The organism is Streptomyces albidoflavus, from assembly GCF_000719955.1.
GTDB classification, from domain to species: Bacteria; Actinomycetota; Actinomycetes; order Streptomycetales; family Streptomycetaceae; genus Streptomyces; species Streptomyces albidoflavus.
Window position 1 is genome coordinate 31,566 of the sequence record NZ_JOII01000031.1, and the last position, 17,499, is coordinate 49,064.

Consider the following 17,499-nt stretch of genomic DNA (forward strand, 5'->3'; position numbering starts at 1 on the left):
GGCGCCTGTGGCTCCTACGGAGAGCCGGGCGTCTCCACCGGGGGCACACAACCGGCACACTCCCCGTCCCGGGAGGGTGGGGGCGGGGAGTGGCGTGGGTTGGTCAGGTGGTGGGTCTGAGGAGGGGGAGCAGGATGTTCTCCTCGTATGTCAGGTGGGCCTCCAGGTCGGTGATGAGGCGGTCGATGTCCGGGAGGAGGTCGGCCGGGGTGGTGTCGGTGCGGTCGAGGGTGGTGCGGAGGGTGGTCAGCAGGGTGGCGACGGTCTCGTGTTCCTCGCGGAGGCGGTCGAGGGCCGGGGCCAGGTCGGGGTGCTGCTGGGCCATGGCGGGGAACAGGCCCCGGTCCTCCATGGTGTGGTGGAAGTGGAGGCCGTCGCAGGCGGTGAGGCAGTTGACCTTGAGCTGGGCCGTGAGGGTTGGGCCGGATGCGGCGAACTCGCTTCGTACGATGCCCAGTTCGCGTCGGAAGGCGTCGTGGACGGCGAGCAGCATGGCGGCCGGGTCGCCGTCGGCGGGCGGGCCGGCGTCGGTCCGGGTGAGGGCGACCACGGGGATGGTGCGGGTGGTCTTGCGCTGGTACTCGGCCCAGCCAGGGTCGGCCTCGGCGGCGCGGGCGTAGAGGCGGTCGCGTTCCTCGCCGGTGAGGATCTCGGCGCGGGCCTCGTAGGTGAAGGTGCCGTCCTCGACGGTGAGGACGGGGTGCGCGAGAAGGTTGTGGTACCAGGCGGGGTGGTGCGGGCCGCCGCCCGCCGAGGCGATGATCAGGAGGCGGTCCCCGTCGGGCAGGTAGCCGACCGGGTTGGTGTGCGGGCGGCCCGAGCGGGCGCCGGTGGTGGTGATGAGGAGCAGGCGGCCGCCCTCGAAGGGGCCGCCGACCTTGCCCTGGTTGGCGCGGAACTCCTCGATCACGCCCTGGTTGAAGGCGTGGACCGGGTGGGGTTCGGGCGTGGCGGGGCCGGTGGTCGTGGTGGTGGTCAAGAAGGGTGGGCCTTTCTCCTGGCTCAGCTGGCGCGCGGCGCGGGAGTGCGCGGCGGCGGGCGGGGTGGAGAAAGGTGAAGGGCGGGGCTCGTCCCCGCCTCCGCGTCAAGCGGAGGCCGGGTGCCCTACTCGTGAACGGCGCGAGGCCGACCCGGCAGTCATGGGGTCAAGCCTAGCCCAACGACCGCCCGGTGCAACCGAGTTGTGCCGGAATGGGCTATTCCGGCAGGTCGCGGTACGGGCCTCCGACGCCCCACGCCTGGTGCAGCCCGTCCGCGAAGGCCGCGGCGATGCGGTGTTCGCCGGAGGGGCCGGGGTGGGTGCCGTCGTAGGTGTCGGCGTCCAGGGTGTAGCCCGGCGGGTGGGAGGCGAGCAGGAGCGGGGAGCCGGGGCGGTCGAGGTCGGCGACGGCCTTGGCGAGGAGGGTGTTGAAGCGCGCGCAGTCGTCGGCGAAGAAGGGGTCGGTGCGGGCGCGGACGTTGGGGATGACCGGCAGGATCACGGCGCGCACGTCCGGTTTGGCGGCGCGGGCGCGGGTCAGGAAGGTGCGGGCGTGCTCGGCGGTCTCCTCGGCGTGCGCGTAGAAACCGAGGTCTATCAGGCCGAGGGAGATGAGCAGCACGTCGGCGCGGGTGGTGGCGACGACCGGCTGGATCAGCGGGGCCATGTGCCGCCACCCCTCGCCCCACCCGGCGAGGTGGCGGCGGGCGGCGCGCGGGAACTCCGGGTCGGCGTACGCCTGCGAGGCGTCGGCCTCGTCGCCCGCGTACAGGCCGGTGCGGGGGCCGGTGATGGTGTACGCGCCGGGGCCCAGGGTCCTCTCCAGGTGCTGCCACATGCGGTGGCGCCAGGTGAAGTCCCCGGCCCGGCCGACCGTCATGGAGTCGCCGACGAAGAGGAAGCGCATGGGCAGCATCATCCCCCAGCGGGCCGGGGCCTGGGACGTGAGCCCGGCCACGGCGGGACCGGCCCGGGGACACCGGAGGGCCGCGCACGTAGCAGACTGGGGACATGAGCCGCCGTACCCGCACTGCCCGCCGCCGGCCGGTGGCCGCCGCCGTCCTCGCCGCCGGGGCGGTGCTGCTCCCGGCCGTGCCCGCCTCGGCGGCGTCGGGGGCCGACCAGGACTTCGTCATCGAGGACCCGCGGATCACCGAGTCCAGCGGCCTGGCGGCCAGCAAGCGTCACCCGGGCGTGTACTGGACGCACAACGACAGCGACGACGGCGCCTTCCTCTACGCCGTCGACTCGCGCACCGGGAAGACCGTGGCGACGGTGACGATGACCGGCGTCGGCGAGCCGCGCGACGTCGAGGCGATCTCGCTCGGCCCCGACGGCAACCTCTACGTCGGCGACATCGGCGACAACCTCGGCGGCACCTGGGACCACGTCTGGATCTACCGGCTGCCCGAGCCAGCCGAACTGCGGGACCAGACGGTGGCCGCCACCCAGTTCACCGTCCAGTACGAGGACGGGCCGCGCGACGCCGAGGCGCTGATGGTCCACCCGAAGACCGGGCGGGTCTACCTCGCCTCCAAGAAGCAGAGCGGCGGCCGCCTCTACGCGGGCCCCGAGAAGCTCTCCGCCCAGGGCGTCAACGTCTTCCGCCCGACCGGCGCCGACGTCGACTGGGTGACCGACGGCGCCTTCTCCCCGGACGGCTCCGAGCTGGTCCTCCGCTCCTACCTGGGCGCCAAGGCGTACGACTGGAAGGGCGACGGCAGCCTCGGCGAGCCGCGCCGGCTCTCGGCGCCGCTGCTCGGCCAGTCCGAGTCGGTGACGTACACCGCCGACGGGACGGGGCTCATGTACGGGGCCGAGGGGACGCGGAGCCGGGTCGTCCGGGTCGATGTGGAGAAGCGGGACGGGGAGGGGGACGGCGGGAAGGAGCCGGAGGGGACGAAGTCCCCCGGAGCCGGGGATGCGGACGGGGCCGGGGGCGGTGGTGAGGCGGACGGTGGCGACGGGAAGCCGACCGGTACGGCCGGCCTGGTCGTGGTCGGCGCTGTGGTGCTGGTGTGGCTCGGGCTGCGCAAGGGGCGGCGCGGGGCGAAGTAGCCGCGCAGCCGGTCACTTCCCGGCGCGGCGGGCGTCCACCAGGGCCTCGAAGCCGGCGACGAGGCGTTCCAGGCCGAAGGCGAAGTGGTCGAAGCCGGGGCCGAAGGTGTCCTCGGAGAGGGAGGCCATCAGGGGGTAGGCGCCGCTGTTCATCGCGGCGGCGAGGTAGGGGAGCTGGGCGCCCCAGAACTCCTCCTCGGTGAGGCCCGAGGCGCGGGCCGCCTCCGCCTCGTTGACGTGCATGCGGGCCAGGCCCTCGACGTAGCTGTTGACGGTGATCAGCACCGCCATGGTCTCGGGGTCGCTCAGGCCCATGGTGCGCAGCGGGCGCAAGGCCAGTTCGAGGCCGCGGACGGCGTTGGGGCCCAGTGCGGTGCGGGCCTGGTTGAGCTGGAGCAGCCAGGGGTGGGTGCGCAGCTGGTGCAGGTAGGCGTGGGCCAGGATGCCCACGGCGGCGCGCCAGTCGTCGTCGGGGGCGGCGGGGGAGGCGTCGTTGGCCTCGCCCTGGACGCGGTCGACCATCAGGTCGAGCAGCTCGGGCTTGCCGGGGACGTAGCGGTAGAGGGACATCGTGCCGGTGCCGAGATCGGTGGCGAGGCGGCGCATGGAGAGGGCGTCGAGCCCCTCGGTGTCGGCGAGGGTGACGGCGGCGGTGACGATCCGCTCCAGGGTGAGGGCGGGCTTCGGGCCGCGCGCCGGGCGCTCCTGGGTGTGCCAGAGCAGCTCCATGCTGCGCTGGGTGCCGGCCGCCTTCGCGGGCGTCCCGCCGGGGGTCTCGCTGCCGTTGCCGCTGCCGTTCTCGCTGGTCGCCATGGGTTCAGGATAGGCCCGTCCCGCAATTCTGGGTACACCGTACGCGCAATCGGGTACGGTGTACCCAGTGGGTGCGGCCGTGTGGCTCCCCGCTGTTCGTCCTGCCTGCCCGAGGAGACTCCATGGCCCCGCCGCCCGTCGCCCCGCCCACGCAACCGGCCCCCACCGCGCCACCCGCCCCCGCCGGTGACGCGGACCACGCCGTCCTCGCCCGCTCCATGGTCAAGCGGTACGCGCTCAAGGGCGGCGGCGAGAAGCGCGCCCTGGACGGGCTCGACCTCGCCGTGCGCCGGGGCACCGTGCACGGCCTGCTCGGCCCCAACGGCGCCGGCAAGACCACCGCCGTCCGCGCCCTGACCACCCTCATCCGCTTCGACTCCGGCGCCGCCGTCGTCGCCGGCACCGACGTACGGCGCGACCCGCGCGGCGTCCGGCGCCGGATCGGGCTGGCCGGGCAGTACGCCGCCGTGGACGAACTGCTCACCGGCCGCCAGAACCTGGAGATGTTCGGCCGCCTCTTCCACCTCGGCGGCGCCCGCGCCCGCCGCCGCGCCGCCGAACTCCTCGCCTCCTTCGACCTGGAGGCCGCCGCCGACCAGGGCGTGAGCGGCTACAGCGGCGGCATGCGGCGCCGCCTGGACCTGGCCGCCTCGATGATCCTCGCCCCCGACGTGCTCTTCCTGGACGAGCCCACCACCGGGCTGGACCCGCGCGGCCGGGGCGAGGTCTGGGACGCCGTCCGGGCGCTGGTCGCCGACGGCACCACGGTGCTGCTCACCACCCAGTACCTCGACGAGGCCGACAAGCTCGCCTCCCGCGTCACCGTCATCGACCGGGGCCGCGCCATCGCCGACGACACCCCCGACGGGCTCAAGCGCACCGTCGGCGGCGAGCGGCTGGAGGCGGTCGCCGCCGAGCCGTCCGGACTGGCGGCCGTCGCCGAGGCGCTGGCCCGGGCCACCGGCGCCACCCCGCACACCGACCACGCCGACCGCCGCGTCCACGCCCCCGTCGGCCCCGGCACCGACGGTGTCGCCGCCCTCACCGGCGCCGCCCGCGCCCTCCAGGAGAGCGGCACGGCCATCGAGGACATCGGCCTGCGCCGCCCCAGCCTCGACGACGTCTTCCTCCGCCTGACCGGCCGGGGCGCCGCCGAGGCCGACACCGACGCCGACCCGACCACTCCCTCCGACGAGAAGGCGCTGCGCCCATGACGACCACCGCGACCCCGGCGGCCCCCGCCACCCCGGCCGACCGCCCCGCCCCCGTCGACCTGACCGTCACCGACGACCGCCACAGCCGCCTCTACTGGGCCGCCGCCGACACCTGGAACGTCGTCCGCCGCTCCCTCACCCACTTCACCCGCCGCCCCAGCTTCATCCTGTGGCAGCTCGGCTTCCCGATCGTCTCCGTCCTCCTCTACGGCTACGTCTTCGGCGGCGCCATGAAGCCGCCGGGCGGCGGCGGCTCGGCCGACTACCGGGACTTCCTGATGCCCGGCATGTTCGTCATGACGATGGCGATGGGCTTCATGAACACCGCCACCGGCGTCGTCACCGACACCACCAAGGGCGTCGTCGACCGCTTCCGCTCGATGCCGATGGCGCCCTCCGCCTTCGTCAACGGGCGCGGCGTCACCGACGTCATCATCGCCGCGGCCGAACTGACCATCCTCCTGCTCACCGCCCTGGCGATGGGCTGGCGCTCCGACGGCGGCCTCCTCGCCTTCCTCGGCGCCGTCGGGCTGCTGCTGTGGCTGCGGTTCGCGCTGATCTGGATCGGCGTCTGGCTCGGCCTGCTCATGCCGAGCCCGGAGGCGGCCGGCGGGCTCTACGGCGTGGCCTTCCCGCTCACGATGGTCTCCAGCGTCTTCGTGGCGCCCTCGACCATGCCTGACTGGCTCGGCGCCGTCGCCGCCTGGAACCCGATCTCGTCCACCGCGAGCGCCACCCGGGAACTCTTCGGCAACCCGGTCGGCGCGGACGCCACCTGGATCAGCCAGAACGCCCAACTGATGGCCTTCGTCTGGCCGCTGGTCATCACGGCGGTCTTCCTGCCGCTGGCGGTGCGGCGGTTCCAGCGGCTCAGCCGCTGAGCGGAAAGTGTGTGCGGCGGGGCGGCCGGCTGCCTAGAGTAAGGGTCAGTCCGCTTCAGCGATCCCTACCGGGCCGGCCGGTCCGCCCCACCCGAGGAGAGCCGTGACCCCCTCGCTTCCCATCACCCTGGACGACGTACGCGCCGCCGCCGACCGCATCAAGGGCGTCGTGCACCGCACCCCCGTGCTGCGCTCCCGGACCCTGGACGCGCTGGTCGGCGCCGAGGTCCACCTCAAGGCCGAGAACCTCCAGCGGATCGGCGCCTTCAAGATCCGGGGCGCCTACCACGCGGCCTCCCGCCTCGACCCCGAGGTGCGGGCCCGCGGCATCGCCGCCTACTCCTCGGGCAACCACGCCCAGGCCGTGGCGCTCGCCGCCCGTGAACTGGGCACCACCGCCGTCATCCTGATGCCCGAGGACGCCCCCGCCTCCAAGCGGGCGGCGACCGAGGGGTACGGAGCCGAGGTCGTCACCTACGATCGGTACACCGGCGACCGCGAGGCGATCGGCGCCGCCCTGGCCGCCGAACGGGGGCTGCCGGTGATCCCGCCGTACGACCACCCGGACGTGATGGCCGGGCAGGGGACGGCGGCGCTGGAGCTGGTCGAGGAGGTCGGGGAGCTGGGCGCGCTGGTGATGCCGGTGGGCGGCGGCGGGCTGATGGCCGGTTCGGCCACGGCGGCGAAGGGGCTGTACCCGGCGACCCGGATCGTCGGCGTCGAGCCCGAGGCGGGCGACGACACCCGCCGTTCGCTGGCGGCCGGCGAGCGCGTCACCGTGCCCGTCCCGCGCACCATCGCCGACGGCCAGGCCCTCACCACCCCCGGCGCCCTCACCTTCGAGGTCAACCGCCTCCTCGCCGACGCCGTCGAGACCGTCACCGACGACGAGATCCGCACCGCCATGGTCTTCGCCTTCGAACGCCTGAAGACGGTCCTGGAGCCCAGTGGCGCCACGGGGCTCGCCGCCCTCCTGGCCGGCCGCCTCGGCCCGCTGCCGCCCCGGGTCGGGGTGATCCTCTCCGGGGGGAACGTGTCGGTGGAGCGGTTCGCGGAGCTGTGCGCCCGCTGAGGCCGCCCGTACACGCCTGAGGCCCGCGCCGGTTCGTACGGCGCGGGCCTCAGGCGCGGTCGGGGGCGGGGGTCCGCCCCCGGTCTCAGAGCTGCTCGATGACGTAGTCCACGCACTTCGTCAGCGCGGCCACGTCCGCCGGGTCGACGGCCGGGAACATGGCGACGCGGAGCTGGTTGCGGCCGAGCTTGCGGTAGGGCTCGGTGTCGACGATGCCGTTGGCGCGGAGGACCTTGGCGACGGCGGCGGCGTCGATGTCGTCGGTGAAGTCGATGGTGCCGATGACCGAGGAGCGCTTGGCCGGGTCGGTGACGAACGGGTCGGCGTACTTGACGTCCTCGGCCCAGCCGTAGAGCGTGCGGGCCGACTCGGCGGTGCGGGCGGTGGCCCAGTCCAGGCCGCCCTGGCCGTTGAACCAGTCGAGCTGCTCGGCCAGGAGGAAGAGGGTGGCGAGCGCCGGGGTGTTGTACGTCTGGTTCTTCAGGGAGTTGTCGATCGCGGTCGGCAGCGAGAAGAACTCGGGGACGTGGCGGCCGGAGGCGTGGACGCGGCGGGCGCGCTCCAGGGCGGCGGGGGAGAAGACGCCGATCCACAGGCCGCCGTCGGAGGCGAAGGACTTCTGCGGGGCGAAGTAGTAGACGTCGGTCTCGGTGATGTCGACCGGGAGGCCGCCCGCGCCGGAGGTGGCGTCGACCAGGACGAGGGAGCCCTCGTCGGCGCCCGCGACCCGCTTGATGGGGGCGGCGACGCCGGTGGAGGTCTCGTTGTGGGTGAGGCCGTAGACGTCGACGCCGGCCTCGGCGCGCGGCTCGGGGTGCGTACCCGGCTCGGAGGAGATGACGGTCGGCTCGGCCAGCCACGGGGCGAGCTTGGCGGCCTTGGCGAACTTCGAGGAGAACTCGCCGAAGGAGAGGTGCTGGGACTTGTTCTCGATCAGGCCGTGGGTGGCGATGTCCCAGAAGGCGGTGGAGCCGCCGTTGCCCAGGATCACCTCGTACCCCTCGGGGAGGGAGAACAGGTCGCGTACGCCCTCGCGGACCCGGCCGACCAGGTTCTTGACCGGGGCCTGGCGGTGGGACGTGCCCAGCAGGGAGGTACCGGTGGCGGCGAGCGCGTCGAGCGCCTCCGTGCGCACCTTGGAGGGGCCAGCGCCGAATCGACCGTCGGCGGGCTTGATGTCAGCGGGAATCCGGATCTCAGCCACGGGCGCGAGCCTAGCCCGTCGGCGGACGGCGCGGCGAAATGTCCGACGACTGAGACGGGGTATCCGGGGTGTGGACCGGCCCCCGGTGTGGCCTGGGGCCGGTCCCCGCGCGTACGCGCCCGGTCAGCCGTGGAGGCGGACCGGGAGGTCGAAGAGGTCGTTCTGGGTGAGGATCGGCTTGTTGCGCAGCTCGGAGTCGTCGACCGCGAGGGTCAGCTCGGGGAAGCGGGCGTAGAGCGCCGGGAGGGCGACCTCGGCCTCGACGCGGGAGAGGGAGGCGCCGGGGCAGACGTGCGGGCCGTGGCCGAAGGCGATGTGGCGGATCGGGTCGCGGGTGGCGTCGAACGCGCCGGCGGTCGGGCCGTGCTGGTTCTCGTCGCGGCCGATGGCGGAGAACGAGACGATCAGGCCCTCGCCCTTGGGCAGGATCTGGTCGCCGACCTCGATGTCCTCGGTGGGGAAGCGGATCAGCAGGTGCGAGGTCGGGGTGTTGTACCGCAGGGTCTCCTCGATCACCTGGGACCAGGGGATCTCGCCGGCCAGCACGCGGGCGCGCTGCTCGGGGTGGGCGGAGAGGGCGCGGACGGCGTTGACGATGAGGCTGATCGTCGTCTCGTGGCCGGCGGTGACGATGATCTTCAGCGTGTTGACGATCTCCTCGTTGGTGAGGGTGTCGCCGTCGGCCGCCGCCTCCAGCAGGCCGCTGGTCAGGTCGTCGCCCGGCTCGTCCCGTTTCGACTGGACGAACGCCTGGAAGATGTCGTCCAGTTCGGCCATCATCGGCGGCACCTGCTCGCGCGGGACGACCGTCGAGAAGAAGATGTCGAAGAGTTCCTTGAGCCGTGGGATGTGGTGCGAGGGCATCCCGAACAGCTCGGTGATGACCGTCATCGGCACCGGGTGGGCGTAGTGGGCCTTGAGGTCGACCACGCCGTTCTCGTCGGCGGCCTGCTCCATGGTGTCGAGCATCCGTGCGCAGAGGGCCTCGATGCCCGGGCGGAGCTTCTGCACCCGGCGCACGGTGAGCGCCTGGGCGACGAAGTTGCGCAGCCGCCGGTGCTCGGGGCCGTCGGCGGTGAGCATGGAGCGGCCCGGGTTGGCGAGGCCCATCAGCGGCCAGTCGGCCGGGATCTCGCCGTTGTTCCAGGCGTTCCAGTGGTTGATGTCCTTGACCAGCCGGCTGTCGGTGAGCAGCTTGCGGGCCTCGGCGTGGTGGGTGACGGAGTAGACCGGCACGTCCCCGATCAGCATGACCTTGGCCAGCGGCCCCGCCGCCCGCAGCCGGGCGCTCTCCCCGTCCAGGTCGCGGACGAGCGGGTCGAGCGCGATGTACGCCTCGGGGTCGACGCCGCCGTGGGCGTGGGCCGGGCAGCCCGGAGGCGGTGTGGCGGGCGTCTGGGTGGCGGACGTCTCGGACAGGGACATGCGGTGCCTCCAGGGGCGGGGGTCGGTCGGCGTCGCGGGGGGTGGAGTCTGGGGGAGGCCGGCCCCCACGGCGTCGTACGGCCCGGGGCCCGGCCTCTCAGCCGGCGGGCACCGGGGTGAAGCGCACCGGGAGCCGGGTGAGGCCGCGCAGCCACGGCGAGGGGCGGCGGGTCAGCTCCTCGGCGGCGACGGCCAGGTCGATGTCGGGCAGCCGGTCGAGGATGACCTCGATGGCGGTGCGGGCGACGATCTCGGCGATCTCCCGGGCCGGGAACGGGCAGCGGTGCTCCCCGTGGCCGAAGGAGAAGAAGGCGTTGTTGCCGCCGGTCAGCGCGGACTGGTCGGTGCGGACCAGCGGGTCGTAGTTGGCCCCGGCGAAGCTGAGGATCAGCAGGTCGCCCTCGCGGATGCGGCGGCCGCCGATGTGGGTGTCGCGGGTGGCCCAGCGGCCGGCGATGTTCTGGCTCGGGGTGTCCTCCCAGAGAACCTCGTTCATCGCCTCCGCGATGGAGTGGCGGCCGCCGAAGAGGGAGGCGGCGAACCGGGTGTCGGTCAGCATCAGCCGCAGCGTGTTGCCGATCCAGTCGGCGGTCGGCTGGTGGCCGGCGACCACCATGACCAGGACGTCCTGGATGATCTCGGCGGCGCTGAACTCGTCGGTGATCACCGCGCGGTCCTCGCCGGGCAGGTGCCCGCCGAGCCGCAGCATCCGGCTGGTGACGTGGTCGCGGGGGTGGACGTGCAGGTCGGCGACCATCCGGCCGACGCACTCGCGGATGTGCTGCTGCCCGGCGAGGGCGCGCTCACCGCCGTTGATCATGTCGTTGATGGCGTGGGCCAGGCCCCGGCCCTCGCTCTCGGGCAGGCCGAAGAGCTGGAAGAGGACGAGGGCGGGCAGCATCATCGCGTAGTCGGCGATGACGTCGGCTTCGCCGCTGCCGCAGAAGTCGTCGATGAGGGAGTCGGCGAGCCGCTCGGTGGTGGCGCGCAGTTCGTGCGCCTCGACCGCCTCCAGGCCGCCCTCCATGACGGCGGCGCGGCGCCGGTGGCGCTCGCCGACGGTGTAGAGGATCGACTCCTGCTTGCCGATCATCGGCAGCAGCGGCCAGTTCTCCGGCACCCGGTCCCACTGGTTCCACAGGTCGGAGTCGCGGCTGTAGAGGACCGGGTCGCTGGTGACCTGGTGCAGTTCGCGGTAGCCGATGACCAGCCAGGCGGGCAGCTTGCCGGGCAGCACGACCGGGGCGACGGGGCCGTGGTCGCGGCGCAGGTCGCGGTAGAGCCCGATCGGGTCGGACTGGAAGCGGTCGCCGCCCAGCAGCAGCGGCGCGGGCTCGGCGCCGCCGGCGCCGTGGGCGACGGGGCAGCCGCCGGTGGCGGGGGCGGCCGGGGCGGCGGCCTCGGGGGCGTCGGTGGTGGCCGACGGGGTGTCGGGCGGGGTCACGATACGGCCTCCTGTGCCGGGGCGGCGGGGCGCGCGCCGGACGTGTACAGCGTCCGCAGGTGTTCCACCAGGGCGATCAGCACGTCCCGGGCGGAGTCGCGGGAGCGGGCGTCGCAGTGGATGAGGGGGACGCGCGGGTGCAGGTCGAGGGCCTCGCGGATGTCGGCCTCGCGGTGGCGCGGCCCGCCGAAGTCGTTGCAGGCCACGATGAACGGCGTGCCGTGGTGCTCCAGCCGGTCGATGGCGTACCAGGAGTCGGCGATGCGCCGGGTGTCGACGAGGACGACGGCGCCGAGGGTGCCGGAGAAGAGCCGGTCCCACAGGAACCAGAACCGCTCCTGGCCGGGGGCGCCGAAGAGGTAGAGGACGTTGCGGGCGTCGAGGGTGATGCGGCCGAAGTCGAAGGCGACGGTGGTCGCGGTCTTGGCGGCGACGCCCGCCGTGTCGTCGACCTCCTCGCCCGCCCGGGTCATCGTCTCCTCGGTGTTGAGGGGACGGATCTCGCTGACCGAGCGGACCAGGGTGGTCTTGCCGACACCGAACCCGCCGACGACGACGATCTTCAGCCCGTTGTCGGCGGTGCCGGCGAGGGCCGCGCGCTCGGGCCGGCCGGCGGCGGCCGGGTCCGCGGCCGCGTCAGAGATTGCGGAGTCCAACGAGCACCTGCTCCAGAAGTCGGGGGTCCACCGCGCCGGGGGACGCGGCGGAACGGGGGTGGCGGGCGCTGATCCGGCCCTGGTCGAGCAGGTCCGTCAGCAGCACCCGCACGATCGAGATCGGCAGCTTCAGGTCGGCCGCGAGCTCCACCACCGCCGTGGGGCGGCGGCAGGTGGTGAGGATCGCCCGGTGTTCGGACTGCATGCCGGAGGTCGGCTCGGTCTCCGTCACCACCAGCGTCACCAGGTCGAAGGCGTCGCTGTCGGCGCGGCTGCGGCCGCCGGTCAGGGTGAACAGCCGGTCGGGGGCGTCGTCGCGGCCCGGCCTGCCCATCAGGTGGTGGCCTCGGTGGCCCGCGGTTCGGCGGCCAGATGCTCGCCGAGCTGCTCCACCAGTTCGCTCATGTTGTGCCCGACCAGACCGGGGTCGCCGTCCTCGTCGGCGACGACCGCGAGGTGCGCGCCGTCACCGGCCTCCACGATGAAGAGCACCCCGCCGTAGAACTCGGCCATCGCCGACCGGACCCCGCCGGAGCCGTCGCCGAACTCCACGGAGGCGCCGTGCGACAGGCTCTGGATGCCCGCGGCGATGGCGGCGAGCTGGTCGGCCTGGTCGACGGAGAGTTCGGGCGTACGGCACAGCTTCAGGCCGTCGCGGGAGAGGACGAGGGCGTGGCGGGCGCCGGGAGTGCGCTCAAGGAGCTTCTCCAGCAGCCAGTTGAGCTTCTCGTCGGTGGTGGTGCCGGTCATGGGGACTCATTGCCTTCCGGGGTCGGGTCGGTCGGGCGGACGGCGTTGCGGAAGCTGCTGAACCGGGCAGCCCGCAGTCGGGCGTCGACCGGGTCGGGGGCCGCGCCCGGGGAGGCGGGGGCCCCCTCCGGGTGTGCCGCCGCCAGGGTCTGGCCGCGCCGCCGCTTGGGGAGTCCGGCGGGGCCGGACCCGGTGGCCCCGGGGGTGGTGCCGGTGGCCGATGAGGGGGACTCGGTACGGGGCCGCGCCTCGGCCGTGCGGCCCGTACGGGCTTCGCGGCGGGAGGGCAGCGGGGTGCGGGCGTGCCCGTCGGGCGTCTCGCCGGGCTCCGCGTCGGCGGCCGGACGGGTGTGCGCGCCGGGCCCGTCCTCACGGCCGCCCCGGTACGCCGCCGGGTCGTACGGCACGGTCCGGAAGGTACCGGAGTCGTACGGGTCCGGGTCACCGGCCGGGGCGGTGGCCGGCTCCTTCGCGGCGGGCGCGGCCGGGAGTACGGCGGTCTCGGCCTCGGCGGCGGGCGCGGGCACGGGGGGCGCGGCCGGGGCCGGGGCGGCCGGGAGCCCGGCGAAGGGGTGCTCGCGTGCCTCGGGGGAGGCGACGGTGGCCGTGGGGCCCGCCGCCTGCGTGGGGCGGGAGAGGAGGTCCTGCGGGAGGAGCACCAGGACGCCGGTGCCGCCGCGGGCCGAGGGGCGGAAGGAGACCTTCAGCCCGTGCTTGCGGGCGAGGCGGCCGACGACGGCAAGGCCCATTCGGGTGCCGGAGAGCGAGGCGAGATCGGTGGTGCCGGAGACGGCGGACTCGGCGCGGCGCAGCTGCACCTCGCTCATGACCAGGCCCGCGTCCTCGACGGAGACGATGAGCCCGGCCGGGACCTCCTCCGCGTAGACGTGGACCTCGGCGTTGGGCGGCGAGAACGTCGTGGCGTTGTCGAGGAGTTCGGCGAGGACGTGCATGACGCCCTCGGCGGCGTGCCCGGCGACGTGGACGTCGCTGGCGGCGTGGGTGCGCACCCGCTGGTAGCCGCTGATCCGGCCGAGCGCGCCGCGCAGGATCGACTCCATGACGATCGGCCGGGCCCAGCGGCGGCCCGAACGGGCGCCGGAGAGCACGGCGACGGAGTCGGCGAGGCGGCCGGCCTGGGCGGTGCGGTGGTCGAGGTGGAAGAGGTCGGCGAGGACGTCCTCGTCGCTGTGGCGCTCCTGCATGGCCCGCAGGTCGGCGAGCATCCCGGTGGAGAGGGCCTGCATGCGCCCGGCGGCGTTGGCGAACGAGGCCAGCGCGGCGTCCCGTTCGGCCAGCGCGCGGCGCCGCTCCTCGGTGAGGCGGGTGTTCTCGCCGGTCAGGCGGACCCGTTCCTGGTCGCCCCGGGCCACCTCCTCGCCGAGCGAGCCGAGCCGCTCGCGCAGCGCCTCGGCGACCTGCACGTACCGGGCGACGGTGACCGCGGCGACGCAGAGCAGCAGGGCCCCGGCCGCGGTGCACCACGCCAGCGGCGTGCGCACCGACGGTGGCGCGGAGAGGACGAAGGCGGTGCCGAGCACCCCGGTGACGAGCACGGAGACGAGCAGGGCCCGCACGGCGGGACGAAGCGGCAACCGCTCCGTCCCCGAACGCGTGAGGGGGGTGGTCGCTGTCATCAATCGGGTCCTCATGGACGCGTGGAGGCGGCGGCCTGGGACGTGGTCAGCGCCCGGGGCCGATGCGAACAGGCTGTACGGCTGCGGGGCGTGACGGCCGCCCGGACGCGTCCGACGCTGCCCGGAATGGCTGACTCCCCGTAACTCGCGGCAACTATAAGAGGGTTCGTGTGCGATTTGGGAAGATCTTGAGCGACGGGGATCGGGATGGTGACGGTTCGCGAATGATCAATTCCGCTGTATGGCGGTTTTTCGGACCGTGGGGGCGGGTTTCCGTTTGCGCTCCGTGATGTGACGTCGGTCACGCGGACGCGCGTCCTGGGGACGGCCGCCGGACGCCCCGGCCGGAAACGGCCGCCCCTCCTCGGCGGCGAACCACCCGCCCGGAACCGGCGCTGACACCGCGTCACGCCACCCGGACGCGCGGCGGCCCGGTGCGTACCGTGGGGGCGGGGGTGACGGTCCTCCGGGACCGCCCGCCCGCGCCCGCCCAGGCCGCACCCGACCGAGGACCGCCCATGCCGCACCCCGCCCCCACCCCCGAACAGGTCCTCCGCACCGACCTGGCCCGTGCGCTGGCCGCCGGGATCGCCGGCGAGGCCGACTTCTCCGTCACCGCCCGCGCCCTGAACACCATGGACGCCTCCAACTACCGGCGCGTGCCGCTCGGCACGGTCGCCCCGCGCGACGCCGACGACGTGGCCGCCACCCTCGCGGTCTGCCGGGAGTACGGCGTGCCCGTGGTCGCCCGGGGCGCGGGCACCTCCATCGCCGGGCAGGCCACCGGCACCGGCGTCGTCCTCGACTTCACCCGGCACATGAACGGCCTGCTCGCCCTCGACCCCGAGGCACGCACCGCCCGCGTCCAGCCCGGCCTGATCCTCGACCGGCTCCGCGACGCCGCCGCCCCGCACGGCCTCACCTTCGGCCCCGACCCCTCCACGCACAGCCGCTGCACCCTCGGCGGGATGATCGGCAACAACTCCTGCGGCTCCCACTCGGTCGCCTGGGGGACGACCGCCGACAACGTCCACGCCCTCGACGTCCGTACCTACCGGGGCACCGCCCACCACCTCACCCCGGGCGACTGGACCGGAGCCCCCGACGGCCTGCGCGACCTCGTCCACGGCCACCTCGCCCTGCTCCGCACCGGCTACCCCGAACTGCCGCGCCGCATCTCCGGCTACGCCCTGGACGCCCTGCTCCCCGAACGCGGCGCCGACCTGCCCCGCTTCTTCTGCGGCACCGAGGGCACCCTCGGCCTGGTCACCGAGGCCACCGTCCGCCTGGTCGAGGCCCCGCCCGCCCGCGCGCTGGCCGTCCTCGGCTACGCCGACGAGTCCGCCGCCGCCGAAGCCGCCCCCGGCCTGCTGCCCTACGCCCCGCTCACCGTCGAGGGGATGGCCGCCGACCTCGTCCCCGACCCGCGCGGCCTGCCCCGGGGCGGCGCCTGGCTCTTCGTGGAGACCGGCGGCGCCACCCGCGCCGAGGCCCGCCGCGACGCCGAGGCGCTGGCGCGGGCCGCCGACGCCACCGACAGCCTCGTCGTCGACGACCCCGCCGGCCAGCGCGCCCTCTGGCGGGTCCGCGAGGACGCCTCCGGCACCGCCACCCGGATGCCCGACGGCTCCGAGGCGTGGCCCGGCTGGGAGGACTGCGCGGTGCCGCCCGCCCGGCTCGGCGCGTACCTGCGCGACTTCCGTGCCCTGCTCGCCGACCACGGGCTGCGCGGCACCCCGTACGGGCACTTCGGCGACGGCTGCATCCACGTCCGCATCGACTTCGACCTGCTCACCCCCGACGGCGTCGGCCGCTTCCGGCGCTTCTCCGAGGAACTGGCCGCGCTCGTCGTCCGGCACGGCGGCTCCCTCTCCGGCGAGCACGGCGACGGCATGGCCCGCGCCGAACTCCTCCCCGCCCTCTACGGCGACGACCTGGTCCGCCTCTTCGGCGACGCCAAGGACGTCTGGGACCCGGACGGCGCCCTCAACCCCGGCGTCCTCGTCCGCCCCGCCCCCCTCGACGCCGACCTCCGCTTCGCCGTCCTCCCCACCACCCGCGTCGACACCGCCTTCGCCTACCCCCACGACGACGGCGACTTCTCGGCGGCCGTCCGCCGCTGCGTCGGCGTCGCCAAATGCCGTACGGAGACGGTCTCCGGCCCCGCCGTCATGTGCCCCTCCTTCCGCGCCACCGGCGAGGAGGAACACTCCACCCGGGGCCGCGCCCGCCTCCTCCACGAGATGCTGGCCGGCACCCGCGGCGGCCTCGTCACCGACGGCTGGCGCTCACCCGAGGTCCGCGACGCCCTCGACCTCTGCCTCTCCTGCAAGGGCTGCCGCAGCGACTGCCCCGTCGGCGTCGACATGGCCACCTACAAGGCCGAGTTCCTCCACCACCACTACGACGGCCGCCTGCGCCCCCGCGCCCACTACGCGCTGGGCCGCCTGCCCCGCTGGCTCCGCCTCGCCGCGCCCGCCGCCCCACTCCTCAACGCCGCCGCCAGGATCGGCCCGCTCGCCACCGCCGCCAAGTACCTCGCCGGGATCGCCCCCCAACGCCCCATCCCGCCGCTGGCCGGCCCCGCCGAGCGCCGCCGCGCCCGCACCACCCCCGGCCGGCGCGACGGCGACCCCGTCCTCCTCTTCCCCGACACCTTCACCACCCACCTCACCCCCTCCGTCGAGGCCGCCGCCCGCCGCGTCCTCGACGACGCCGGACTGACCCCCCGCACCCCGAAGGGCCGCGTCTGCTGCGGCCTCACCTACGTCTCCACCGGCCAGCTCGACGCCGCCCGCAAGATCCAGCGCCGCACCCTCGACACCCTGGAACGCGAAGGGCTCCTCGACCCGGACGACACCACCCCGCTCACCGTCCTCGAACCGAGCTGCGCCGCCGCCCTCGCCACCGACCTGCCCGAACTCCACCCGGACGACCCGCGCGCCCACCGCCTCGCCGCCCGCGTCCGCACCTTCGCCCAGACCCTCCTCGGCGCCGACTACCGGCCACCCCGCCTCGACCGCCCCGTCACCGGCCAGACCCACTGCCACCAGCACGCCGTCCTCGACACCGAGGCCGACCGCACCCTGCGCGAACGCGCCGGCCTCACCGGCACCCTCACCGGCGGCTGCTGCGGCCTCGCCGGCAACTTCGGCTACGAACAAGGCCACTACGAGGTCTCCGTCGCCTGCGCCGAGGACCAACTCCTCCCCGCCCTGGCCGCCGCCCCCACCGACGCCGTTGTCCTCACCGACGGCTACTCCTGCCGTACGCAGCTCACGCAGTTGAGCGAGGCGCGGCCGAGGCATCTGGCGGAGGTGCTGGCGGAGGGGGTGGAGGGCCGCACCTGAGCACGGCCCGGCCCCG

15 protein-coding genes are annotated in these 17,499 nt (G+C 74.6%); 5 read left to right on the forward strand and 10 right to left on the reverse strand.

What is annotated here, in order from left to right; genetic code table 11:
- Positions 1-103: 103 nt before the first annotated feature.
- Complete coding sequence (locus IF45_RS0125270; protein ID WP_030309755.1) at positions 104-979, reverse strand: nitroreductase/quinone reductase family protein; 876 nt, start codon at positions 977-979, stop codon at positions 104-106.
- 217 nt (positions 980-1,196) lie between these two features.
- Entirely contained in the window at positions 1,197-1,886 is a 690-nt protein-coding gene (locus IF45_RS0125275; RefSeq protein WP_003950050.1) for a GDSL-type esterase/lipase family protein, read from the reverse strand.
- Between the two features lie 104 nt (positions 1,887-1,990).
- Between IF45_RS0125275 and IF45_RS0125280 the strand changes: the two genes are divergently transcribed.
- Complete coding sequence (locus IF45_RS0125280; RefSeq protein ID WP_030309758.1) at positions 1,991-3,037, forward strand: hypothetical protein; 1,047 nt, start codon at positions 1,991-1,993, stop codon at positions 3,035-3,037.
- A gap of 12 nt (positions 3,038-3,049) precedes the next feature.
- On the opposite strand, the gene IF45_RS0125285 is transcribed toward IF45_RS0125280, so the two are convergent.
- Positions 3,050-3,850, reverse strand: a complete 801-nt coding sequence (locus IF45_RS0125285) for a TetR/AcrR family transcriptional regulator (RefSeq protein WP_003950052.1) — start codon at positions 3,848-3,850, stop codon at positions 3,050-3,052.
- A 122-nt stretch (positions 3,851-3,972) separates the two neighbouring features.
- On the opposite strand from IF45_RS0125285, the gene IF45_RS0125290 reads away from it, so the two are divergent.
- The 3 genes from IF45_RS0125290 to IF45_RS0125300 all read left to right on the forward strand — a co-directional run bounded on the left by IF45_RS0125290 (position 3,973) and on the right by IF45_RS0125300 (position 7,017).
- Entirely contained in the window at positions 3,973-5,064 is a 1,092-nt protein-coding gene (locus IF45_RS0125290) for a daunorubicin resistance protein DrrA family ABC transporter ATP-binding protein (protein WP_030309760.1), read from the forward strand.
- Positions 5,061-5,945, forward strand: a complete 885-nt coding sequence (locus IF45_RS0125295) for an ABC transporter permease (protein ID WP_010643292.1) — start codon at positions 5,061-5,063, stop codon at positions 5,943-5,945. Before IF45_RS0125290 ends, IF45_RS0125295 begins: the two co-directional genes overlap by 4 nt.
- 103 nt (positions 5,946-6,048) lie before the next feature.
- Positions 6,049-7,017, forward strand: a complete 969-nt coding sequence (locus IF45_RS0125300; RefSeq protein WP_003950055.1) for a pyridoxal-phosphate dependent enzyme — start codon at positions 6,049-6,051, stop codon at positions 7,015-7,017.
- A gap of 85 nt (positions 7,018-7,102) precedes the next feature.
- On the opposite strand, the gene serC is transcribed toward IF45_RS0125300, so the two are convergent.
- The 7 genes from serC to IF45_RS0125335 all read right to left on the reverse strand — a co-directional run bounded on the left by serC (position 7,103) and on the right by IF45_RS0125335 (position 14,133).
- Positions 7,103-8,221, reverse strand: a complete 1,119-nt coding sequence (gene serC, locus IF45_RS0125305; RefSeq protein ID WP_008404070.1) for a phosphoserine transaminase — start codon at positions 8,219-8,221, stop codon at positions 7,103-7,105.
- Positions 8,222-8,344: 123 nt separating this feature from the next.
- Positions 8,345-9,646, reverse strand: a complete 1,302-nt coding sequence (locus IF45_RS0125310) for a cytochrome P450 family protein (RefSeq protein ID WP_030309762.1) — start codon at positions 9,644-9,646, stop codon at positions 8,345-8,347.
- A gap of 97 nt (positions 9,647-9,743) precedes the next feature.
- Positions 9,744-11,090: a cytochrome P450 gene (locus IF45_RS0125315; protein ID WP_030309764.1), complete on the reverse strand. Its 1,347-nt coding sequence runs from the start codon at positions 11,088-11,090 to the stop codon at positions 9,744-9,746.
- Positions 11,087-11,746: a GTP-binding protein gene (locus tag IF45_RS0125320; protein ID WP_008404062.1), complete on the reverse strand. Its 660-nt coding sequence runs from the start codon at positions 11,744-11,746 to the stop codon at positions 11,087-11,089. Before IF45_RS0125320 ends, IF45_RS0125315 begins: the two co-directional genes overlap by 4 nt.
- Positions 11,727-12,080, reverse strand: a complete 354-nt coding sequence (locus IF45_RS0125325; protein ID WP_030309766.1) for a DUF742 domain-containing protein — start codon at positions 12,078-12,080, stop codon at positions 11,727-11,729. The genes IF45_RS0125320 and IF45_RS0125325 overlap by 20 nt, the downstream gene beginning before the upstream one ends.
- The gene (locus IF45_RS0125330; RefSeq protein WP_003950061.1) at positions 12,080-12,496 is read right to left on the reverse strand and encodes a roadblock/LC7 domain-containing protein; all 417 of its coding nucleotides are present in this window, start codon (positions 12,494-12,496) and stop codon (positions 12,080-12,082) included. Before IF45_RS0125330 ends, IF45_RS0125325 begins: the two co-directional genes overlap by 1 nt.
- On the reverse strand, positions 12,493-14,133 hold the full coding sequence (locus IF45_RS0125335) for a sensor histidine kinase (RefSeq protein WP_003950062.1): 1,641 nt from the start codon (positions 14,131-14,133) through the stop codon (positions 12,493-12,495). The genes IF45_RS0125330 and IF45_RS0125335 overlap by 4 nt, the downstream gene beginning before the upstream one ends.
- Positions 14,134-14,651: 518 nt before the next feature.
- Between IF45_RS0125335 and IF45_RS0125340 the strand changes: the two genes are divergently transcribed.
- Positions 14,652-17,483, forward strand: a complete 2,832-nt coding sequence (locus IF45_RS0125340) for an FAD-binding and (Fe-S)-binding domain-containing protein (RefSeq protein ID WP_030309771.1) — start codon at positions 14,652-14,654, stop codon at positions 17,481-17,483.
- The last annotated feature ends 16 nt before the right edge of the window (positions 17,484-17,499 follow it).